Source organism: Mesorhizobium sp. P2_C7 (assembly GCF_056404515.1).
In genome coordinates this window covers 414,393-430,549 of sequence record NZ_JBFUDW010000002.1, presented here as the reverse complement: position 1 = coordinate 430,549, position 16,157 = coordinate 414,393, and the positions used below count along the sequence as shown (strand labels likewise).

The window sequence follows — 16,157 nt, the reverse complement described above, 5'->3', positions numbered from 1 at the left end:
AATGAAAAAACGTGACGAACGGAATCCTGCTCGCCCTGATCGCCTATGCAAGCTATTCGGGCAGCGATGCCGTTGTCAAAAGCCTCGGCGGACAGTTCACGGTCTTCGAGATCGGATTTTTCACGACGCTGTTTGCCGGCTTCTTTCTCTTCTTCACACGGCCGGCGGGCGAGCGCTGGCGTGATTTCTGGCGCACCAGGCGGCCATGGGCGGTGCAGGCACGCGCCTGGGCGGGCATCGCGTCCGGCGTGCTCAGCGTCTACGCTTTCACCACCATTCCGCTGGCGGAAGTCTATGCGCTGGTCTTTCTGGCGCCGCTCTGCGTCACCATCCTCTCCACCATCGTCCTCAAGGAAAAGGTCGGTCCATGGCGATGGCTGGCGGTGGTCGCCGGTTTTGCCGGTGTCATGCTGGTGGTGCGACCGGGGTTTCGCGAGCTCAATCTCGGCCATCTTGCCGCCTTCGGCGTTGCCTTCCTCGCCGCCGCCAGCGTCATCCTGATGCGCTCGCTGGCACAGCAGGAAAAGCGCACGACCATGCTGGGTGTGCTGATCGGCTACGGCCTGTTGTTCAACGGCGTTGGGGCCGCCGCCACCTCGTTCACCGTTCCGGACGGCAAGCAGCTGGTGTGGCTGGTGATGGCGGGTGCCTTCACTGCTTGCGGGCAGTTGCTGCAGCTGCTGGCCGTCAAATATGCGCCCGCCAACCGGATCGCACCGACGCATTATTCGCAGATCGTCTGGGCGGTCATCCTCGGTGCGCTGTTCTTCCAGGAATACCCCGACTGGCTGTCGCTGGTCGGCCTCGCGGTCGTCGGCGGGTCCGGCCTGCTAACCATGGTGCGCGAGGAAGCGCGGCTCGGCACCGTGCGCTGGAACCCGTTTTCGCGCACCCGGCTTTGAACCTGTCCCGGTTGCACGGCGACCGCGACCGCTGATATGCGGACGCGATGACGACAAAACCCTTGCCGGAGCTTCCCGTATCCGCCGTGCTGCCGGCGCTGAGTGAAGCGCTGGCCGAACGCAACAGCGCCGTGCTGGTGGCGCCGCCCGGCGCCGGCAAGACGACGCTGGTGCCGCTGGCGCTGCTCGGTGCGCCTTGGCTGGGGGCCGGCAAGATCGTTCTGCTCGAACCGCGCCGGCTCGCGGCCCGCGCCGCCGCCCGCCGCATGGCAGAACTCGTCGGCGAGGAGCCCGGCGCCACCGTCGGCTACGCCATGCGCATGGAGAACCGCACCTCGGCCAAGACCAGGATACTGGTCGTCACCGAAGGCGTGCTGGCCCGCATGATCCTCGATGACCCCGAATTGCCCGGCGTCTCGGCTGTGATCTTCGACGAATTCCACGAGCGATCGCTCGATGGCGATTTCGGCCTTGCGCTGGCGCTCGACGTGCAAGGCGCGCTGCGGCCGGATCTGCGGGTGCTGGTGATGTCGGCGACGCTCGATGGCGCCCGTGTCGCGAAACTGCTGTCCGACGCATCGGTGATCGAGAGCGAGGGCCGCGCCTTCCCCGTCGACATCCGCTACGACGAGCGTCCGGCGGGCACCACCATCGAGGACGCCATGGCCAGGGCGATCCGCGCCGCGCTTGCCGACGAGAGCGGCAGCGTGCTCGCCTTCCTGCCCGGCCAGCGCGAGATCGAGCGCACTGCCGAGCGGCTGGCCGGCAAGGTTGGCGCCGACACCGATATCGTGCCGCTCTACGGCATGCTCGACGGCAAGGCGCAGGACGCTGCGATCAAGCCGGCGCCTGCCGGCCGCCGCAAGGTGGTGCTGGCCACCTCAATCGCCGAAACCTCCATCACCATCGACGGCGTGCGCGTGGTCATCGATTCCGGCCTGTCGCGCTTGCCGCGCTACGAACCGGCCAGCGGCCTCACCCGGCTGGAAACCGTGCGTGTCAGCAAGGCCTCCGCCGACCAGCGCGCCGGCCGTGCCGGGCGCACGCAGCCCGGCGTCGCCGTCCGGCTGTGGCGCGCCGAGCAGACGGCGGCACTCCCCGCCTTCACGCCACCGGAAATCCTCGAGGCCGACCTTTCCAGCCTGTTGCTCGACTGCGCCGCCTTCGGTGTCGCCGATCCCATCAGTCTCGCCTTCCTCGATCCGCCGCCCGCTCCGGCGCTCAACGAGGCAAGGCTGCTGCTGCGCGCGCTGGATGCCGTCGACGAGGCCGGGCGCCTGACGGACGCGGGCATGGCGATGCGCAAGCTCGCTCTGCCGGTGCGGTTGGCGCATATGGTCGCCGAGGCCGCCAGGAGCGGCCATGCCGACGAGGCGGCCATGCTTGCCGTGCTGCTGACGGAACGCGGACTTGGCGGCGACGGCGCCGATCTGGAGCGACGGCTGATGCGCTTTCGCTCCGAGCGATCGCCGCGTGCAACGGCGGCGCGCCAGCTTGCCGAGCGGCTGGCGAGACAGTCCGGCGGGGCGAAGAACGGCGGGACTGTTTCCGCCGGTACACTTCTGATCCACGCCTGGCCCGATCGCGTCGCCAAGGCGCGCGGCGAGCGCGGCCGTTTCGTGCTGGCCAACGGTTCCGGCGCCATGCTCGACGCTGCCGACCCGCTGGCCGGCGAGCCGTTTCTGGTCGTCGCCGACCTGCAGGGCAAGGCGCAGAATGCGCGCATCACGGCGGCTGCGGCAATCGGCGAGGACGATGTCCGCACAGCACTTGCCGACAGGATCGAAACGCGCAGGCAAACCAGCTTCGACCGTGACAAGCGCGCCGTGCGTGTGCGCGAGACCGTGCGCCTTGGCGCCATCACCCTTTCCGAGCGCATGCTGCCGCCGCCAACCGGCGCTGACGCCGATCGCGCCATCCTTGACGCCTTGCGCGAGCATGGGCTGTCGCTGCTGACCTGGGGCAAGGAGGCGCAAACGCTGCGCCAGCGGCTCTCCTGGCTGCACCGCGGCCTCGGCGCGCCGTGGCCTGACATGTCGGACGCCGCCCTCATCGAGCGCCTCGATGACTGGCTGCTGCCGTTCCTGTCCGGCGCGGCATCCTTTGCCGCCATCGATCCGGGCGTCGTCGCGGCGGGGCTGGCGACGCTCGTGCCGCATGACTTGCAGCGCAGGATCGACACGCTGGCGCCGACCCATTTCGACGCCCCGTCCGGCAACCATGTGCCGATCCGCTATGACGGCGAATGGCCGGTGCTGGCTGTGCGCGTGCAGGAGTTGTTCGGCCTCGACCGCCATCCTGCCATCGCCAATGGCACGGTGCCGCTGACGCTCGAGCTCCTGTCGCCGGCGCACCGGCCGATCCAGACGACGCGCGACCTGCCCGGCTTCTGGCGCGGCTCCTGGGCCGATGTGCGCGCCGACATGCGCGGCCGCTACCCCAAGCATGTCTGGCCGGAAAATCCGCTGCTCGCCGCCGCTACCGCCCGCGCCAAGCCCAGAGGCACCTAGCGCTTCCTGTCCCGCGGCTGTAATCCATGGCCATGATCAATGTTTTGCGTTCGCCCGATTTCCAGCAGAGCCAGAGACTGCGCCTCAACACGCTGATCAGGTTGCGCTGGCTTGCAATCGTCGGTCAGAGCGTGACGGTGCTCGTCGTCGCCTATGGCCTGAAGTTTCCGCTGCCGGTCAGCCTCTGCTTCGCCCTGATCGCCTGTTCGGCCTGGATGAACCTGCTTCTCGCCTTTCGCTTTCCGGCGGCGCACCGGCTCAGCCCGCTCGCGGCCTTTGGCATCCTCATCTTCGACAGCCTGCAGCTTGCCGGCCTGCTTTACATGACAGGTGGCCTCACCAACCCGTTCTCGCTGCTGATGACCGTGCCCGTCGTCATTTCGGCCACCTCGCTGCCCCTGCGCCTGACCGCAATCCTCGGCGGACTGGTGATGACGGCGGCGACCTTGCTGGTCTTCGTCCATCTGCCGCTGCCCTGGCATGAAGGCGCACCGTTGGAGATGCCGTTCATCTACGTCGCCGGCATCTGGATGGCGGTGCTGTCCTCGATCGCCTTCACCGCCATATACGCCTTCCGGGTGGCCGCCGAGGCGCGGCTTCTGGCCAATGCGCTTGCCGCCACCGAACTGGTGCTGCAGCGCGAGCAGCACCTGTCGGCGCTGGACGGGCTGGCGGCGGCCGCCGCGCACGAGCTTGGCACGCCGCTCGCCACCATCACCCTTGTCGTCAAGGAGATGGAAAAGGCGCTCGGCAACGATCCCAAATACGGCGAGGACGTCAAGCTGCTGCGCTCGCAGAGCGAGCGCTGCCGCGAGATCCTCAAGCGCCTGACCAGCCTGTCGTCCGAGGGCGAGGCGCATCTTTCCCGGCTGCCGCTGACCTCGCTGGTCGAGGAGGTCACCGCGCCGCACCGCGACTTCGGCATCTCGATCAAGCTTCGGCCTGGCGAGCGCATCGGCCCCGAACCGGTCGGGCGCCGCAATCCGGGCGTCATTTACGGCCTTGGCAACCTGGTCGAGAACGCCGTCGATTTCGCCCGCAAGAGCGTCACGGTGAGCTGGAGCTGGGACGACACCACTGTGGCCTTCTCGATCATCGATGACGGGCCGGGCTTTCCCGCCGAGATCATCGACCGTATCGGCGAGCCCTATATGTCGACGCGCCAGGGCACGGAAGCCGGCGGCGGCCTGGGGCTGGGCCTGTTCATCGCCAAGACGTTGCTCGAACGCTCGGGCGCGACGCTCGATTTCCGCAATTCGAGCGGCTTGGGCGAGGGCGCCGTGGTACAGATATCGTGGCCGCGTGGTGTGTTCCTCAATCCGGAAATCACCTCGGCCAGCATGTTCGACACCGCCTGAGAGCCTTGCAAGGGCTCGAAAAATTGGACAATGAGGCTCAGGAACTATATCTGCGTGGAATTAAGGCAGCAGGAATTTTGAGACCATGACAGGCGACGAAAACATTGGCGCAATGGTTGAAGGCGAGGACACCTCGCTGCTCATCGTCGATGACGACAAGCCGTTCCTCACGCGCCTGGCTCGCGCCATGGAAACCAGGGGCTTCGTTGTCGAGACGGCCGAGAGCGTCGAGGAGGCGGTCGGCAAGGCGCGCGCCAACCCGCCCGCCTATGCCGTGGTCGACATGCGGCTCGGCGACGGCAACGGTCTCGACGTGGTTGCCGCCATCCGTGAGAAGCGGGATGATTCCCGCACCATCATCCTGACCGGCTACGGCAACATCGCCACCGCGGTGACGGCAGTGAAGCTCGGCGCCGTCGATTACCTCTCCAAGCCGGCCGACGCCGACGACATCTTCGCTGCACTCACCCGCACGGCCGGCGAGCGTGCGGCACCTCCGGAAAACCCGATGTCGGCCGATCGCGTCCGCTGGGAGCATATCCAGCGCGTCTATGAGATGTGCGAGCGCAACGTCTCCGAGACCGCGCGCCGGCTCAACATGCATCGCCGCACCTTGCAGCGGATCCTGGCCAAGCGCGCGCCGCGCTGAGATTGCCGCAATACGCAGGGCAAATTGCTTCGGATCAATGACGGTTTCCAACTCGTGGCCGAGACCACCAATTGTCGAAGTAAGCCCCGCCCCTCATTGCCCTTCCGGGCATTTCTCCCCGTATAGTGAAGGGGAGAAAGGGGCCGGCCGCAAAGCCGGTGCCTTTCTTGCAACGCTGATAGATTGGCGAAACCATTGATGACAGCGTCCCTCTCCCCGTCACTATACGGGGAGAGGATGCCGGCAGGCAGGTGAGGGGCGGCGCCAGCGCTCGGAAAATGACGCCGGCCAATAGGCGGCACGACGGAGGCGACATGCAGGACTTGAAGCAGCGGCCGGTTTCCGTCTTCCGCGAATTTCTCGATAGCGAGGCGGCCGGCGGCATCGTCCTGATGGTGGCCGCCGCACTGGCCCTGATCGTTGCCAACTCGCCGCTCTCCGAAACCTATTTCTCCGCTCTCCACGCCTATCTCGGCCCGCTCAGCGTCTCGCACTGGGTCAATGACGGGCTGATGGCGGTGTTCTTCCTGCTTGTCGGGCTGGAGATCAAGCGCGAGGTGCTGGACGGCCAGCTCTCGACCTGGCCGCGCCGCGTCCTGCCCGGCATCGCCGCAGCCGGCGGCATGGTGGTTCCAGCACTCGTCTACGTCGCGATCAACCGCAACGATGCGGCAGCCCTGTCCGGCTGGGCGATCCCGACCGCCACCGACATCGCCTTCGCGCTCGGCGTGCTGTCGCTGCTTGGCAGCCGTGTGCCGGCCTCGCTGAAAGTCTTCCTCACCGCGCTTGCCATCATCGATGATCTCGGCGCCGTCATCATCATCGCCGTCTTCTACAGCAGCGGCCTGTCATCAGCTTATCTTGGTGCCGCCTTCGCCGTCATTGCCGTGCTCGTCGTGCTCAACCGCATGCGGGTGATGACGCTGCTGCCCTATCTCGTGCTCGGTGCAATCCTGTGGGTGCTGGTGCTGAAATCGGGCGTCCATGCCACGCTTGCCGGCGTGGCGCTGGCGTTGACCATTCCGCTCGAACGCTCCGCCGGGATCCGGCACGATCTCGACCATTCGCCGCTGCACCGGCTCGAGCACGGCCTGCACAGGATCGTGCCCTTTGTCGTCATCCCGATCTTCGGCTTTGCCAATGCCGGCGTTTCGCTCGCCGGGCTGAGCTTTGGCGCGCTGGTCGAGCCGTTGACGCTGGGTGTCGCCGCCGGCCTCGTCGTCGGCAAGCTGGTCGGCGTCTTCGGCTCCTCGGCACTTGCCATCCGCTTCGGCCTTGCAGACTTGCCGGCCCATGCCGGCTGGTCGCACTTGATCGGCATCTCGCTGCTGTGCGGCATCGGCTTCACCATGAGCCTTTTCATCGGCCTGCTTGCTTTCGCCAGCGACGCGGCACTCCAGGACGCGGTCAAGGTCGGCATCCTCGCCGGCTCCTTCATCGCCGCCCTCCTTGGCGCCGCCGTGTTGTTGATGGCGCCGGCGGCGAGTGGGGTGGAAGAGAGCGACGAGTAGAGGCGGTCGGTTTCGCTTCGAGGCTGCGCTTTTCTGTCAGTCTTGGCGCTGCCCCTCATCTGCCTGCCGGCATCTTCTCCCCGTTCACGGGGAGAAGGGGGCTGGCCGCGGCGCGGCGCTCTTTCTTGCAACGTTGGGGGTTAGCGAAATCGTCGGCGAAAGCGTCCTTCTCCCCGTCACTATACGGGGAGAAGATGCCGGCAGGCAGATGAGGGGCATCGCCAACGTTGGCAGTACTTGGTCCTGTGGCCCGTTCGCCGCTACTCGCTCTCCCCCTCCAGCGCCGGCACCGACACGCCGGCAAGCTCGGCCGCCAGCAGGCGCGAGGCGCCGGCTCGCGCGATCCGCAGCATCAGCGCCTTGCGCGTCGCCGCCGCCATGCGGTGCTCCGGCGCATCGCGCAGGATTTCGGCGCCGTAGCCGTCTGAGAGGATGAAGCCGCACTCCTCGGGAAAGATCTCCGAGGGCACGCCGGGATGAGTGGCGAAGAAGAAGCGGTCGGAGTGCAGCCGGTAGTCGGGCCATTTGCGGTCGACCCGGAAATCCTCGATCGAGGACTTGATCTCGATGATCCAGATGTCGCCCTGCCGGGTCAGCGCGACGAGGTCGGCACGGCGGCCGGTGGCCAGCGACAGTTCGGGCAGCACATGCGCGCCCATCTCCATCAACAACCGCTGCACGCCGCGCCGCACCAGCATGGCGCGCTCGGACTGGCGACCGTCGATAAGCGGGTTTTGCAGAATCGGCGAGATGATTGGCATGGCGGCACCATGCCAGATTTTGTTCACGGTTTGAACCTGTTTTATGGAGGCGATTATTTGGTTGACAAACCTAATGCGCTTTAGGGGCGAATAGGCTCCCAAACATGGCGATCTGGATAAGGGTTGCTGCCCAAGAAATACCAATCGGCCAAGTCATCTAACCGGCGATAAGCGATATCGTAACAAATAGCGGCGAGCGGGCGGGGAAACTCGGGGTGGGTCGTCCAGTTCCGGACAAACCCTGGCACATACCAAAACCCTTCAGCCACCCAGCGCTCCAACGTCTGACTTCCATCGTGAGCCCGACAATAGTCTTCCATGGCCTTGGACAGCCGGTCGAACGCTTGAACGTCCCAGATCATGTTGGGACGGATGGTAATTAGAAACGACCCGTCTCCCGCTTCGAACTCATTCCTAAGGACTTGGAGGTCCATCTAGTCGCCAGCCTTGGGTTTCATGCCGTCCTTCTGCGGCGGCGACTTTGCCACCTTCTTTAACACGCGGTCTGTGCGACCGCTACAAACTCGCCTTCCACAAGGCGGGCCGCTCGCGCTATGCATGCAGTTCCTACTGGGGAGGGAGCTGTGGTTACTGAGAATGCAAGTTTGACGGTCGAGCAGACCAGGCTCAATAGGATGCTCACGCGGGGCGTCGTATTTTCCGTTGTTTGGCTCGCCGGTTTCGGGTCTTCTTATGCGCTTTACCAGGGGCTTCTGGCGCGACGGATGATAAAAATGAATCCCATGCTTCGGGGGAATGGCCGCGCCTGGTGGTGCATCATTGTGGGAGGGCTTGGGGCCGCAGCCTTATGTGCGATGGTTGGCGCTGGCATCTTCAACGCCATGACACAACCCTAGGTCAGACTGTAACACCGCCTGCCGATCCTGTGTTGGGTCGATTTCTTTTGGATCTACGATAAATGTCGGCCTAGCCAATTCGCCCGGCCCTATGGGAGTGGCCGGTACGGTCGGGGTGCTTGGTGTTGGGGTAGGCCGCACCGGCCACTGCGGGATCAGGCTTTTGGGATCGTCCCCCGCACTGCCCAAGCTATAGGCACATTAGCGATATCTCAACTAAGACTGAAGTCCCAGACACGCCCTGCCCAGCCGTAGGGCCGTCGCTGCCCACGATACGCGTGCATTGATCGGCCCGGGGGTGTACCCTTCAGGACTGCGCTGCCAGCCGCATACTGGCTTTCTCCCGAGGAGGCATTCCCATGACCGCGTACAAAGTCGGTTATCTCATTGGCAGCCTCGCCAAGGGCTCAATTAACCGGAAACTGGCCAAGGCGCTCGTGAACTTGGCGCCAGCCGAACTCTCGATGGTCGAAATCCCGTTCAAGGACCTGCCGCTGTACAGCTACGACTACGACGCTGATTTCCCTCCGCCGGCAAAGGCATTCAAGGAAGCGCTCGCAGGGATCGAAGCCGTGTTGTTCGTCACGCCCGAATACAACCGCTCAATCCCAGGTGGGCTCAAGAACGCGATCGACTGGGCGAGCCGACCCTACGGCCATAACTCGTTCACCCGAAAACCGTCGGCGGTCATCGGCACCTCGCCGGGTTCGATCGGCACCGCGCTGGCGCAGCAAAGCCTTCGCGGCGTTCTTGGCTTCTGCAACTCCCCGCAGATGAACTCGATCGAGGCTTACATCCAGTTCAAACCCGGCCTGATCACCGATGAAGGGGAGGTCACCGACGCCGGGACCGAGGAGTTCCTGCGCGACTACATGCTGCAATTCCATGGCTTCATCACTCGGGTCTATACCGCCCTGGCCACATAAGCAGGACACCTCGCGGCCGGAAGCCCAAGGCCGCGAATCCAGAGATTGGAAAATGCCCTCCTTTCCATGCCGATACCGGTCCGGTAGCTTATCTGGATGGACGTTCTGGATTGGTTGGCCCCGCTGGTATGAAGCACAACCGCTAGGCTAGGGGCGTCCAATGAGCGAGAACGCCGATCTTATGATCTAACCCGGATGCACCCAAAAGAAGTCAGGCATCGGTCCTTGAAAGCCTGAACTTGTGGAGCCTATCGTCGCTTCCATGGGGACGGGTGACGCGACATCGAACAGCAGCGAAGGCGAACAGCTGTGGGCCTTGGACCTTGACGCTCTGCGCGAGGCCTTTGGAAAGTCTGTTCAGGAACATAAGATCACAGCGGACGATTGGGCGGAACACGCCAATCAGTTCCTCGAAAAACAAAGAGATCGTCCGCGCGAACCGACTTGATACGCCGTGTGGCCGGAGCGATCTTGGGAATGCCCAGCCGCCCGTCTCCATCAAAAGCCGTTGCACGCCGCGCCGCACCAGCATGGCGCGCTCGGACGACTGACAGGCCGACTCTGTGGGCCAATTGAGAAGCAGGCTTCAATCATCCAGCCAGTATGCTCGAAAACAGCCGAATTGGGGCGCGATCCCACGCCGCCGTTTGGCGTCGAATTCCATCTCGGACAGTGCCTGGGGTGAGCTGTTCCCGGTGACGTCTGGCACGATGGTGTACCCTTCCGCGACCAACTGCAGGCACATTTCCTGGTAGTGCCTTTTGAAGCCGTTCTTGATCTTGTTCCGCGGATACCGCCGCCCGTGCATGCATTCCTGGCTCAGGATGTCGGAATACCGCAGGGCGCTGGCCATTCTTACTTTTTCTTCGAAGATCGGCTTGTAAGGCTTGTCCTTCGACCAGCATCGTCCTGCCGACGCGACCAGCGCCGCGGCCACAAGGCCTGCCAGGAACTTCCCCACTCAAGTCCCTTCCGACCAAAGGAGATGTGCATTAGCCCCGGTTAATATTACGGCAAATCCTACTGGTTTCCAAATGATGCTCCCGCTGGACGCATAGCGCCTATGCGGCCGTCGTAGCATCCTTGGCGCTGGGCAGCGCAGCCCCGGCCATGTCATCCAGGATCGGGCAGTCCGGCCGGTCGTCGCCGTGGCAGGCGTGGATCAGCGTCTGCAGGGTCGAGCGCATCGACTGCAATTCGCGCACCTTTTCCTCGATCGCCCTGACATGGGCGGCGGCGATCTCGCGCACGTCGTGGCTGGCGCGGCTCCGATCCTTGTATAGCGCCATCAACTGGCGGCAATCGTCGATGGAAAAGCCGAGGTTGCGCGCGCGGCGCAGAAAGGCCAGCCGGTGGATGTCGTCACCGGAATAGTCGCGGTAGCCGTTAGCGGCACGTGCAGGGGCGATCAGGCCGATCTCTTCATAGTAGCGGATGGTTTTGGCCGGCAGGCCTGAATGGTGGGCGGCGTCACCGACATTCATGACGATTTTCCTTGATTTTCAAGGGCCTTACGGATGGGGCCATTGATTTTGCTTCACAATCCTGTGAGGCCTGTTGCCGAAATGCCATAGTAATGCGCCTACCAGCACGTAAGCCCCTGCATATAGGCATCGGGTGCTTGGCAAGCAAAGAAAATGCCAGCATGAATGATCGTGAAGCGGCCGACTCGTGCTGCTGACGTTGGGGCGGGGCACCGGATCATCTTATGCGCATGAAGTCGTTTGCAATCGTCGCCGCATTGGCGCTTTCCACTGCTATCGCCGGTTGCAGCAGCATCGGCATGCGGATTTTCTCCAACGACTACGGTGCGGTCACCGACGCCGGTTACCAGCTGCCGCGCATCCCGATCGAGAAGGTGCCGATGAGGTATCATCGGCAGGAGGTGGACTACGACACCAAGGAAAAGCCGGGCACCATCATCGTCGATACGCAGAACAAGTTCCTCTACTTCGTCGAGGGTGATGGCCTGGCGATGCGCTACGGCATCGGCGTGGGTCGCGAAGGCTTCGAATGGCACGGCACCGCCCACATCGCGCTGAAGCGCGAATGGCCGACCTGGACGCCGCCTTCGCAGATGATCCACCGCCAGCCGGAACTGGCCAAGTTTGCCGGCGGCATGGAGCCGGGCCTGAAGAACCCGCTCGGCGCCCGCGCCATGTACCTGTTCAACAAGGGCGGCGACATGGGCTATCGCCTGCATGGCAGCCCGGAGTGGAATTCGATCGGCAAGGCAATGTCGTCAGGCTGCATCCGCCTGATGAACCAGGACATTATCGACCTTTACGACCGCACCTCGGTGGGCGCCAAGGTCATTGTTCTTTAGGCCATGATCCCGAAAACCGGTACCGGTTTTCGGCAAAATCATGGTCAGATACAGACGCCATTCATGCGCGGACCGTCTAGGCAACAACGGACGTCCCAAACAGAAAACCGGGCAATTCGGCCCGGTTTTTTGTTTTTTGCGCCTGTTTTTTGCGTTTTATCGAATCTGCTTTGCCGGCAAAGCGTCCGGCGGACGATCAGGAAACCTGCTCGACCTGCTGCACTTCCGGCACGAAGTGGCGCAGGAGATTCTGGATACCGTGCTTCAGCGTCGCCGTCGATGACGGGCAGCCTGCACAGGCGCCCTTCATGTGCAGGAACACCGTGCCGTTCTCGAAGCCGCGGAAGGTGATGTCGCCGCCGTCCTGGGCGACCGCAGGGCGCACCCGCGTGTCGAGCAGTTCCTTGATGGTGATGACGAGTTCCTCGTCGGCCTTGTCGTAGAACTCACCCGTCAGGCTGGTCTCGGCGGCAGGGCCGGCCTTGGCCATGACCGGCGCGCCGGACATGAAATGCTCCATGATGGCGCCGAGAATCGCCGGCTTCAGATGCTGCCAGTCGGGGCCGTCCTTGGTCACGGTGATGAAATCGTAGCCGAAGAAAACACCGGTGACGCCGGGGATCTCGAACAGCCGGCCAGCCAGCGGCGAGGCGGTGGCGGCGCTGTCGGCATCGCGGAAATCGGCGGTGCCTTCCAGAAGCACTTCCTTGCCGGGCAAGAATTTCAGCGTCGCCGGATTTGGCGTCGATTCGGTCTGGATGAACATGGCCGTCTCCGTGCCCGTTTCGGGCAACCAGTTTGGAATAGTTCTAAATAGGCTCTATTGCCTGGACATTCAAGCGAAACGCATCGCCGGAACGGCTGGCTGGCGGAATGTTTTTGCGACCTGCGATGCGCTTTGAGGTGCGATTCAGGTCTGGCCGTTCGCAGACCGGCATCACCCGATTATCGATACATCTCAGGCGAGGCTGTCGATCTCCTCGTCCGACAGGTTCTGCGGCACCACGGTCACCGGGATCGGGAAGGCGGCACCCTTGCCGGCCACGGCGCCAACCAGCGGTCCGGGACCTTCCTTGCCGGCGCCGGCGGCCAGCACCAGGATGGCGATGTCCTGGTCTTCCTCGATCAGCTTGTGGATCTCTTCGGTCGGCTTGCCTTCGCGAACCACCATCTCCGGCTCCATGCCGAGCTTCTGGCGCACCTTGTTGGCATAACCGTCAAGCGCGGCGCGCGCCGTGGCGTTGGCCTCCTCGCGCATGATCTTCTCGACACCCAGCCAGTGCTGGAAATCGTCCGGCTCGATCACATAGAGCAGCACCAGCATGCCGTTGGTACTCTGCGCCCGCTTCGAGGCGTAGGCGACGGCGCGCTCGCATTCCGGCGTGTCGTCGATGATCGCCAGGAACTTGCGGCGATGGCCGGCTTCGCGGCTGAGGCGTTTGGAGACCATGTCTACGTACTCGGTGTCATTGCGGCCGCAATCTGCCACTGCCGCAGACCGGCGGCAAGCCGCCGGCCTTATGCCAGTGTGGTGCAGTGCACCCGATGTTGGGATTAGCTCTGCAGCAGCCCGATGATGTCGCGCACGGTTTTCATCGTCGCTTCGGCCAGCACGCCGGCGCGCTCGCCGCCATCCCTTAGCACCGCGTCGACATAGGCGCGGTCATCGGAAATGCGGCGCATCTCGCTGGCGATCGGCGCCAGCTTCTCCACCGCAAGGTCGGCCAGAGCCGGCTTGAACACCGAAAACTGCTGGCCGGCGAACTCTTTCAGCACGTCTGCCTTCGACATATCGGCAAGACCAGCATAGATGCCGACCAGGTTTTCCGCCTCCGGCCGGCTGGCCAGACCGTCCAGCTCGCTCGGCAACGCTTCCGGGTCGGTCTTGGCCTTGCGGATCTTCTTCGAGATGGCATCGGCATCGTCGGTCAGGTTGATGCGCGACAGATCCGACGGATCCGACTTCGACATCTTCTTCGAGCCGTCGCGCAGTGACATGATGCGCGCCGCCGGCCCGCCGATCACTGGCTCGGTCAGCGGGAAATAGCCGTTGACGGTCTCCTCGCCGACCTGCATCTCGACGCCGACGCCAAGGGCTGCGATGCGGTCGGAAAAGTCGTTGTTGAATTTCTGCGCGATGTCGCGGGTCAGCTCCAGGTGCTGCTTCTGGTCCTCGCCCACCGGGACGTGGGTGGCGCGATAGAGCAGAATGTCGGCAGCCATCAGGCTCGGATAGGCAAGCAGGCCCAGCGAAGCGTTCTCGCGGTCCTTGCCGGCCTTGTCCTTGAACTGCGTCATGCGGTTCATCCAGCCGATGCGCGCCACGCAATTGAAGATCCAGGCGAGCTCCGCATGCTGCATGACCCGCGACTGGTTGAAGACGATGTGCTTCTTCGGGTCGATGCCCGAGGCCAGGAACGCCGCGGTGATCGACCGCGTCTGGTCGGCGAGGTCGTCATAGACGAGCTGTGCGGTCAGCGAGTGCAGGTCGACGACGCAATAGATGCAGTCGGAGGTCTCCTGCAGGGCGACGAATTTCTTGATGGCGCCGAGATAGTTGCCGAGATGCAGATTGCCGGTCGGCTGGACGCCGGAAAAGACGAGTGGCTTGAAGGCGGTCATGGTTGTTCCCTTGGCTTGTGGAGGGCCGTTTCGCGCGCGGCGAAAGTCTTGCGACGGCGCGCTTATGGACGAACACGACGATCCGATCAAGACCGGTTTTGCCGTCGAGTTGTCCGGCCCTACTCGTCCGGGGCGGTCTTTGGGGCCGGAGGCGCCGCTTTCCCCGATCCCCGCTTGACGTTGCGCCGGATCATGCCGAAATCGGCGCCGCCGGTGGCGAAGGCGGTGATGAAGTAGAGCAGCGCCCCGCCGGCGACGAGCGCCAGAAGCGTCGTCGCCTTGACGACCAGCGGCGCACCCCGGCCGAGCCTGAGGGCGAACCAGTGTTCGGCAAAATAAAGTGCCGCCCCCATCACGATCGCCGACAGCACCAGCCGCGGAATGCGTTTCATCAGCGGCACGTCGCGGCCCCAATGGCCACGCCGGATCAAGACGCCGAGCAGCATCAGCGCGTTGACCCAGCCGGCGACGGCCGAGGCGACGGCGATGCCGGGCGCGCCCATTTTCGGAAACAGCGTCAGCGCCGTGGTGACGTTCACCGCCACCGAGATGGCGGCGAACATCATCGGCGTGCGGGTGTCCTCGCGGGCGAAATAGCCGGGGGTGAACGCCTTGATCAGCACGAAGGCCGGCAGGCCGAGGCCGAAGATCGCCAGGATCGCCGCTACCGTCGGCGTCGAGTTGTTGGCGGCAAAGGCGCCGCGCTCATAGACCAGCCGCACGATCGGCTCCGACATCACCCACAGCGCCGCGGCCGCCGGCAAGGTGAGGAACAGCGTGAACTCGACCGAGCGGTTCTGCAGATTGGCCGCCTCGATCAGGTTGCCCGACTTCAGCGCCCGCGACAGTTCGGGCAACAGCACGATCGCGACCGCGACGCCGACCACGCCGAGCGGCAACTGGTAGATGCGGTCGGCATAGGCGAGCGAGGACACCGCGCTGTTCTGCGCCGAGGCGATCGCCGTGCCGATAAGCTGGTTGATCTGGGTGATGCCGCCGGTGATCGCCGCCGGCAGCGCCAGGATCAGCAGCCGCTTGACCGCGGGCGTCATTTTCGGACGGCGGAAGCCGATCGAGATGCCGGCATGGCGCACCGCCACCCAGACGATCGCCAGTTGCACCAGTCCGGCGGCCAGCACACCCCAGGACAGCCCGTAGCCGACGGTGAGCGCGTCGGAGCCCTTGTACCAGGCATAGGCGAGCACGCCGATCAGGATGACGTTGAGGAACACCGGCGCCACCGCCGCTGCGAAATAGCGGCGCAGTGAATTCAGCATGCCCGCCATCATGGCGCCCAGCGACATGCAGATCAGGTAGGGGAACATGATCGTCGCCAACGTCACCGTGGTGTCGAATTTTCCCGGTATGCCGGCAAAACCCGGCGCCACCAGGTAGCGTACGATCAGCGGCATCGACAATTCCATGACGATGGTCAGCGCCAGCAGCGCTGTGAACAAGACGCCGAACACTTCTTCCGAGAAGCGCTTGGCGCCTTCGGTGCCGTGTGTCTCGATCTCCTTGGCGAACAGCGGCACGAACGCGGCGTTGAAAGCGCCCTCGGCGAACAGCCGGCGAAAGGTGTTGGGAAACTGGAAGGCGGCGTTGAAGGCGTCGGCGACCGGTCCGGTGCCCAGCGCTGCCGCCATCAGCATCTCACGCCCGAAGCCGAGCGCGCGACTCATCAGCGTGCCGGAAGCGACCGTTGCGAATTTCTTGACGAGGCTCATGCTTTTGG

14 protein-coding genes are annotated in these 16,157 nt (G+C 64.2%); 7 read left to right on the top strand and 7 right to left on the bottom strand.

The window, feature by feature from the left end:
- The first annotated feature begins 11 nt into the window (after nucleotides 1–11).
- The 5 genes from AC1D2G_RS07005 to nhaA all read left to right on the top strand — a co-directional run bounded on the left by AC1D2G_RS07005 (nucleotide 12) and on the right by nhaA (nucleotide 6,930).
- Nucleotides 12–902, top strand: coding sequence for a DMT family transporter (locus AC1D2G_RS07005; RefSeq protein WP_477412883.1), 891 nt, complete (start codon nucleotides 12–14; stop codon nucleotides 900–902).
- Nucleotides 903–949: 47 nt separating this feature from the next.
- A complete protein-coding gene (gene hrpB, locus AC1D2G_RS07000) occupies nucleotides 950–3,412 on the top strand; it encodes an ATP-dependent helicase HrpB (RefSeq protein WP_477412881.1) in 2,463 nt (820 codons plus the stop codon).
- A 26-nt stretch (nucleotides 3,413–3,438) separates the two neighbouring features.
- The gene (locus AC1D2G_RS06995; protein WP_477412879.1) at nucleotides 3,439–4,770 is read left to right on the top strand and encodes an ActS/PrrB/RegB family redox-sensitive histidine kinase; all 1,332 of its coding nucleotides are present in this window, start codon (nucleotides 3,439–3,441) and stop codon (nucleotides 4,768–4,770) included.
- A gap of 85 nt (nucleotides 4,771–4,855) precedes the next feature.
- On the top strand, nucleotides 4,856–5,419 hold the full coding sequence (locus AC1D2G_RS06990) for an ActR/PrrA/RegA family redox response regulator transcription factor (RefSeq protein WP_095082767.1): 564 nt from the start codon (nucleotides 4,856–4,858) through the stop codon (nucleotides 5,417–5,419).
- A gap of 314 nt (nucleotides 5,420–5,733) precedes the next feature.
- Nucleotides 5,734–6,930, top strand: coding sequence for a Na+/H+ antiporter NhaA (gene nhaA / locus AC1D2G_RS06985; RefSeq protein WP_477412877.1), 1,197 nt, complete (start codon nucleotides 5,734–5,736; stop codon nucleotides 6,928–6,930).
- 260 nt (nucleotides 6,931–7,190) lie between these two features.
- On the opposite strand, the gene AC1D2G_RS06980 is transcribed toward nhaA, so the two are convergent.
- On the bottom strand, nucleotides 7,191–7,691 hold the full coding sequence (locus AC1D2G_RS06980) for an MmcB family DNA repair protein (RefSeq protein WP_184873363.1): 501 nt from the start codon (nucleotides 7,689–7,691) through the stop codon (nucleotides 7,191–7,193).
- A gap of 1,216 nt (nucleotides 7,692–8,907) precedes the next feature.
- On the opposite strand from AC1D2G_RS06980, the gene AC1D2G_RS06975 reads away from it, so the two are divergent.
- A complete protein-coding gene (locus AC1D2G_RS06975) occupies nucleotides 8,908–9,474 on the top strand; it encodes an NADPH-dependent FMN reductase (RefSeq protein WP_477412875.1) in 567 nt (188 codons plus the stop codon).
- Between the two features lie 586 nt (nucleotides 9,475–10,060).
- Here AC1D2G_RS06975 and AC1D2G_RS06970 read toward each other — a convergent pair.
- Together AC1D2G_RS06970 and cueR are read right to left on the bottom strand one after the other, a co-directional pair.
- Complete coding sequence (locus tag AC1D2G_RS06970; protein WP_477412873.1) at nucleotides 10,061–10,435, bottom strand: hypothetical protein; 375 nt, start codon at nucleotides 10,433–10,435, stop codon at nucleotides 10,061–10,063.
- A 100-nt stretch (nucleotides 10,436–10,535) separates the two neighbouring features.
- On the bottom strand, nucleotides 10,536–10,958 hold the full coding sequence (gene cueR / locus AC1D2G_RS06965; RefSeq protein ID WP_477393567.1) for a Cu(I)-responsive transcriptional regulator: 423 nt from the start codon (nucleotides 10,956–10,958) through the stop codon (nucleotides 10,536–10,538).
- Between the two features lie 224 nt (nucleotides 10,959–11,182).
- Between cueR and AC1D2G_RS06960 the strand changes: the two genes are divergently transcribed.
- On the top strand, nucleotides 11,183–11,800 hold the full coding sequence (locus tag AC1D2G_RS06960) for a L,D-transpeptidase (RefSeq protein ID WP_095082750.1): 618 nt from the start codon (nucleotides 11,183–11,185) through the stop codon (nucleotides 11,798–11,800).
- A 196-nt stretch (nucleotides 11,801–11,996) separates the two neighbouring features.
- Here AC1D2G_RS06960 and AC1D2G_RS06955 read toward each other — a convergent pair whose 3' ends face one another.
- The 4 genes from AC1D2G_RS06955 to murJ form a co-directional block, all read right to left on the bottom strand.
- A complete protein-coding gene (locus tag AC1D2G_RS06955) occupies nucleotides 11,997–12,566 on the bottom strand; it encodes a NifU family protein (RefSeq protein WP_477218388.1) in 570 nt (189 codons plus the stop codon).
- Nucleotides 12,567–12,758: 192 nt separating this feature from the next.
- Complete coding sequence (locus tag AC1D2G_RS06950; RefSeq protein ID WP_095082749.1) at nucleotides 12,759–13,250, bottom strand: universal stress protein; 492 nt, start codon at nucleotides 13,248–13,250, stop codon at nucleotides 12,759–12,761.
- 104 nt (nucleotides 13,251–13,354) lie between these two features.
- Nucleotides 13,355–14,422, bottom strand: coding sequence for a tryptophan--tRNA ligase (trpS, locus tag AC1D2G_RS06945; RefSeq protein ID WP_477225234.1), 1,068 nt, complete (start codon nucleotides 14,420–14,422; stop codon nucleotides 13,355–13,357).
- 119 nt (nucleotides 14,423–14,541) lie between these two features.
- Nucleotides 14,542–16,149 carry a murein biosynthesis integral membrane protein MurJ gene (murJ, locus tag AC1D2G_RS06940; RefSeq protein ID WP_477412871.1) on the bottom strand — a complete coding sequence of 536 codons (1,608 nt, stop codon included), beginning with the start codon at nucleotides 16,147–16,149 and terminating at the stop codon, nucleotides 14,542–14,544.
- Nucleotides 16,150–16,157: the final 8 nt, after the last annotated feature.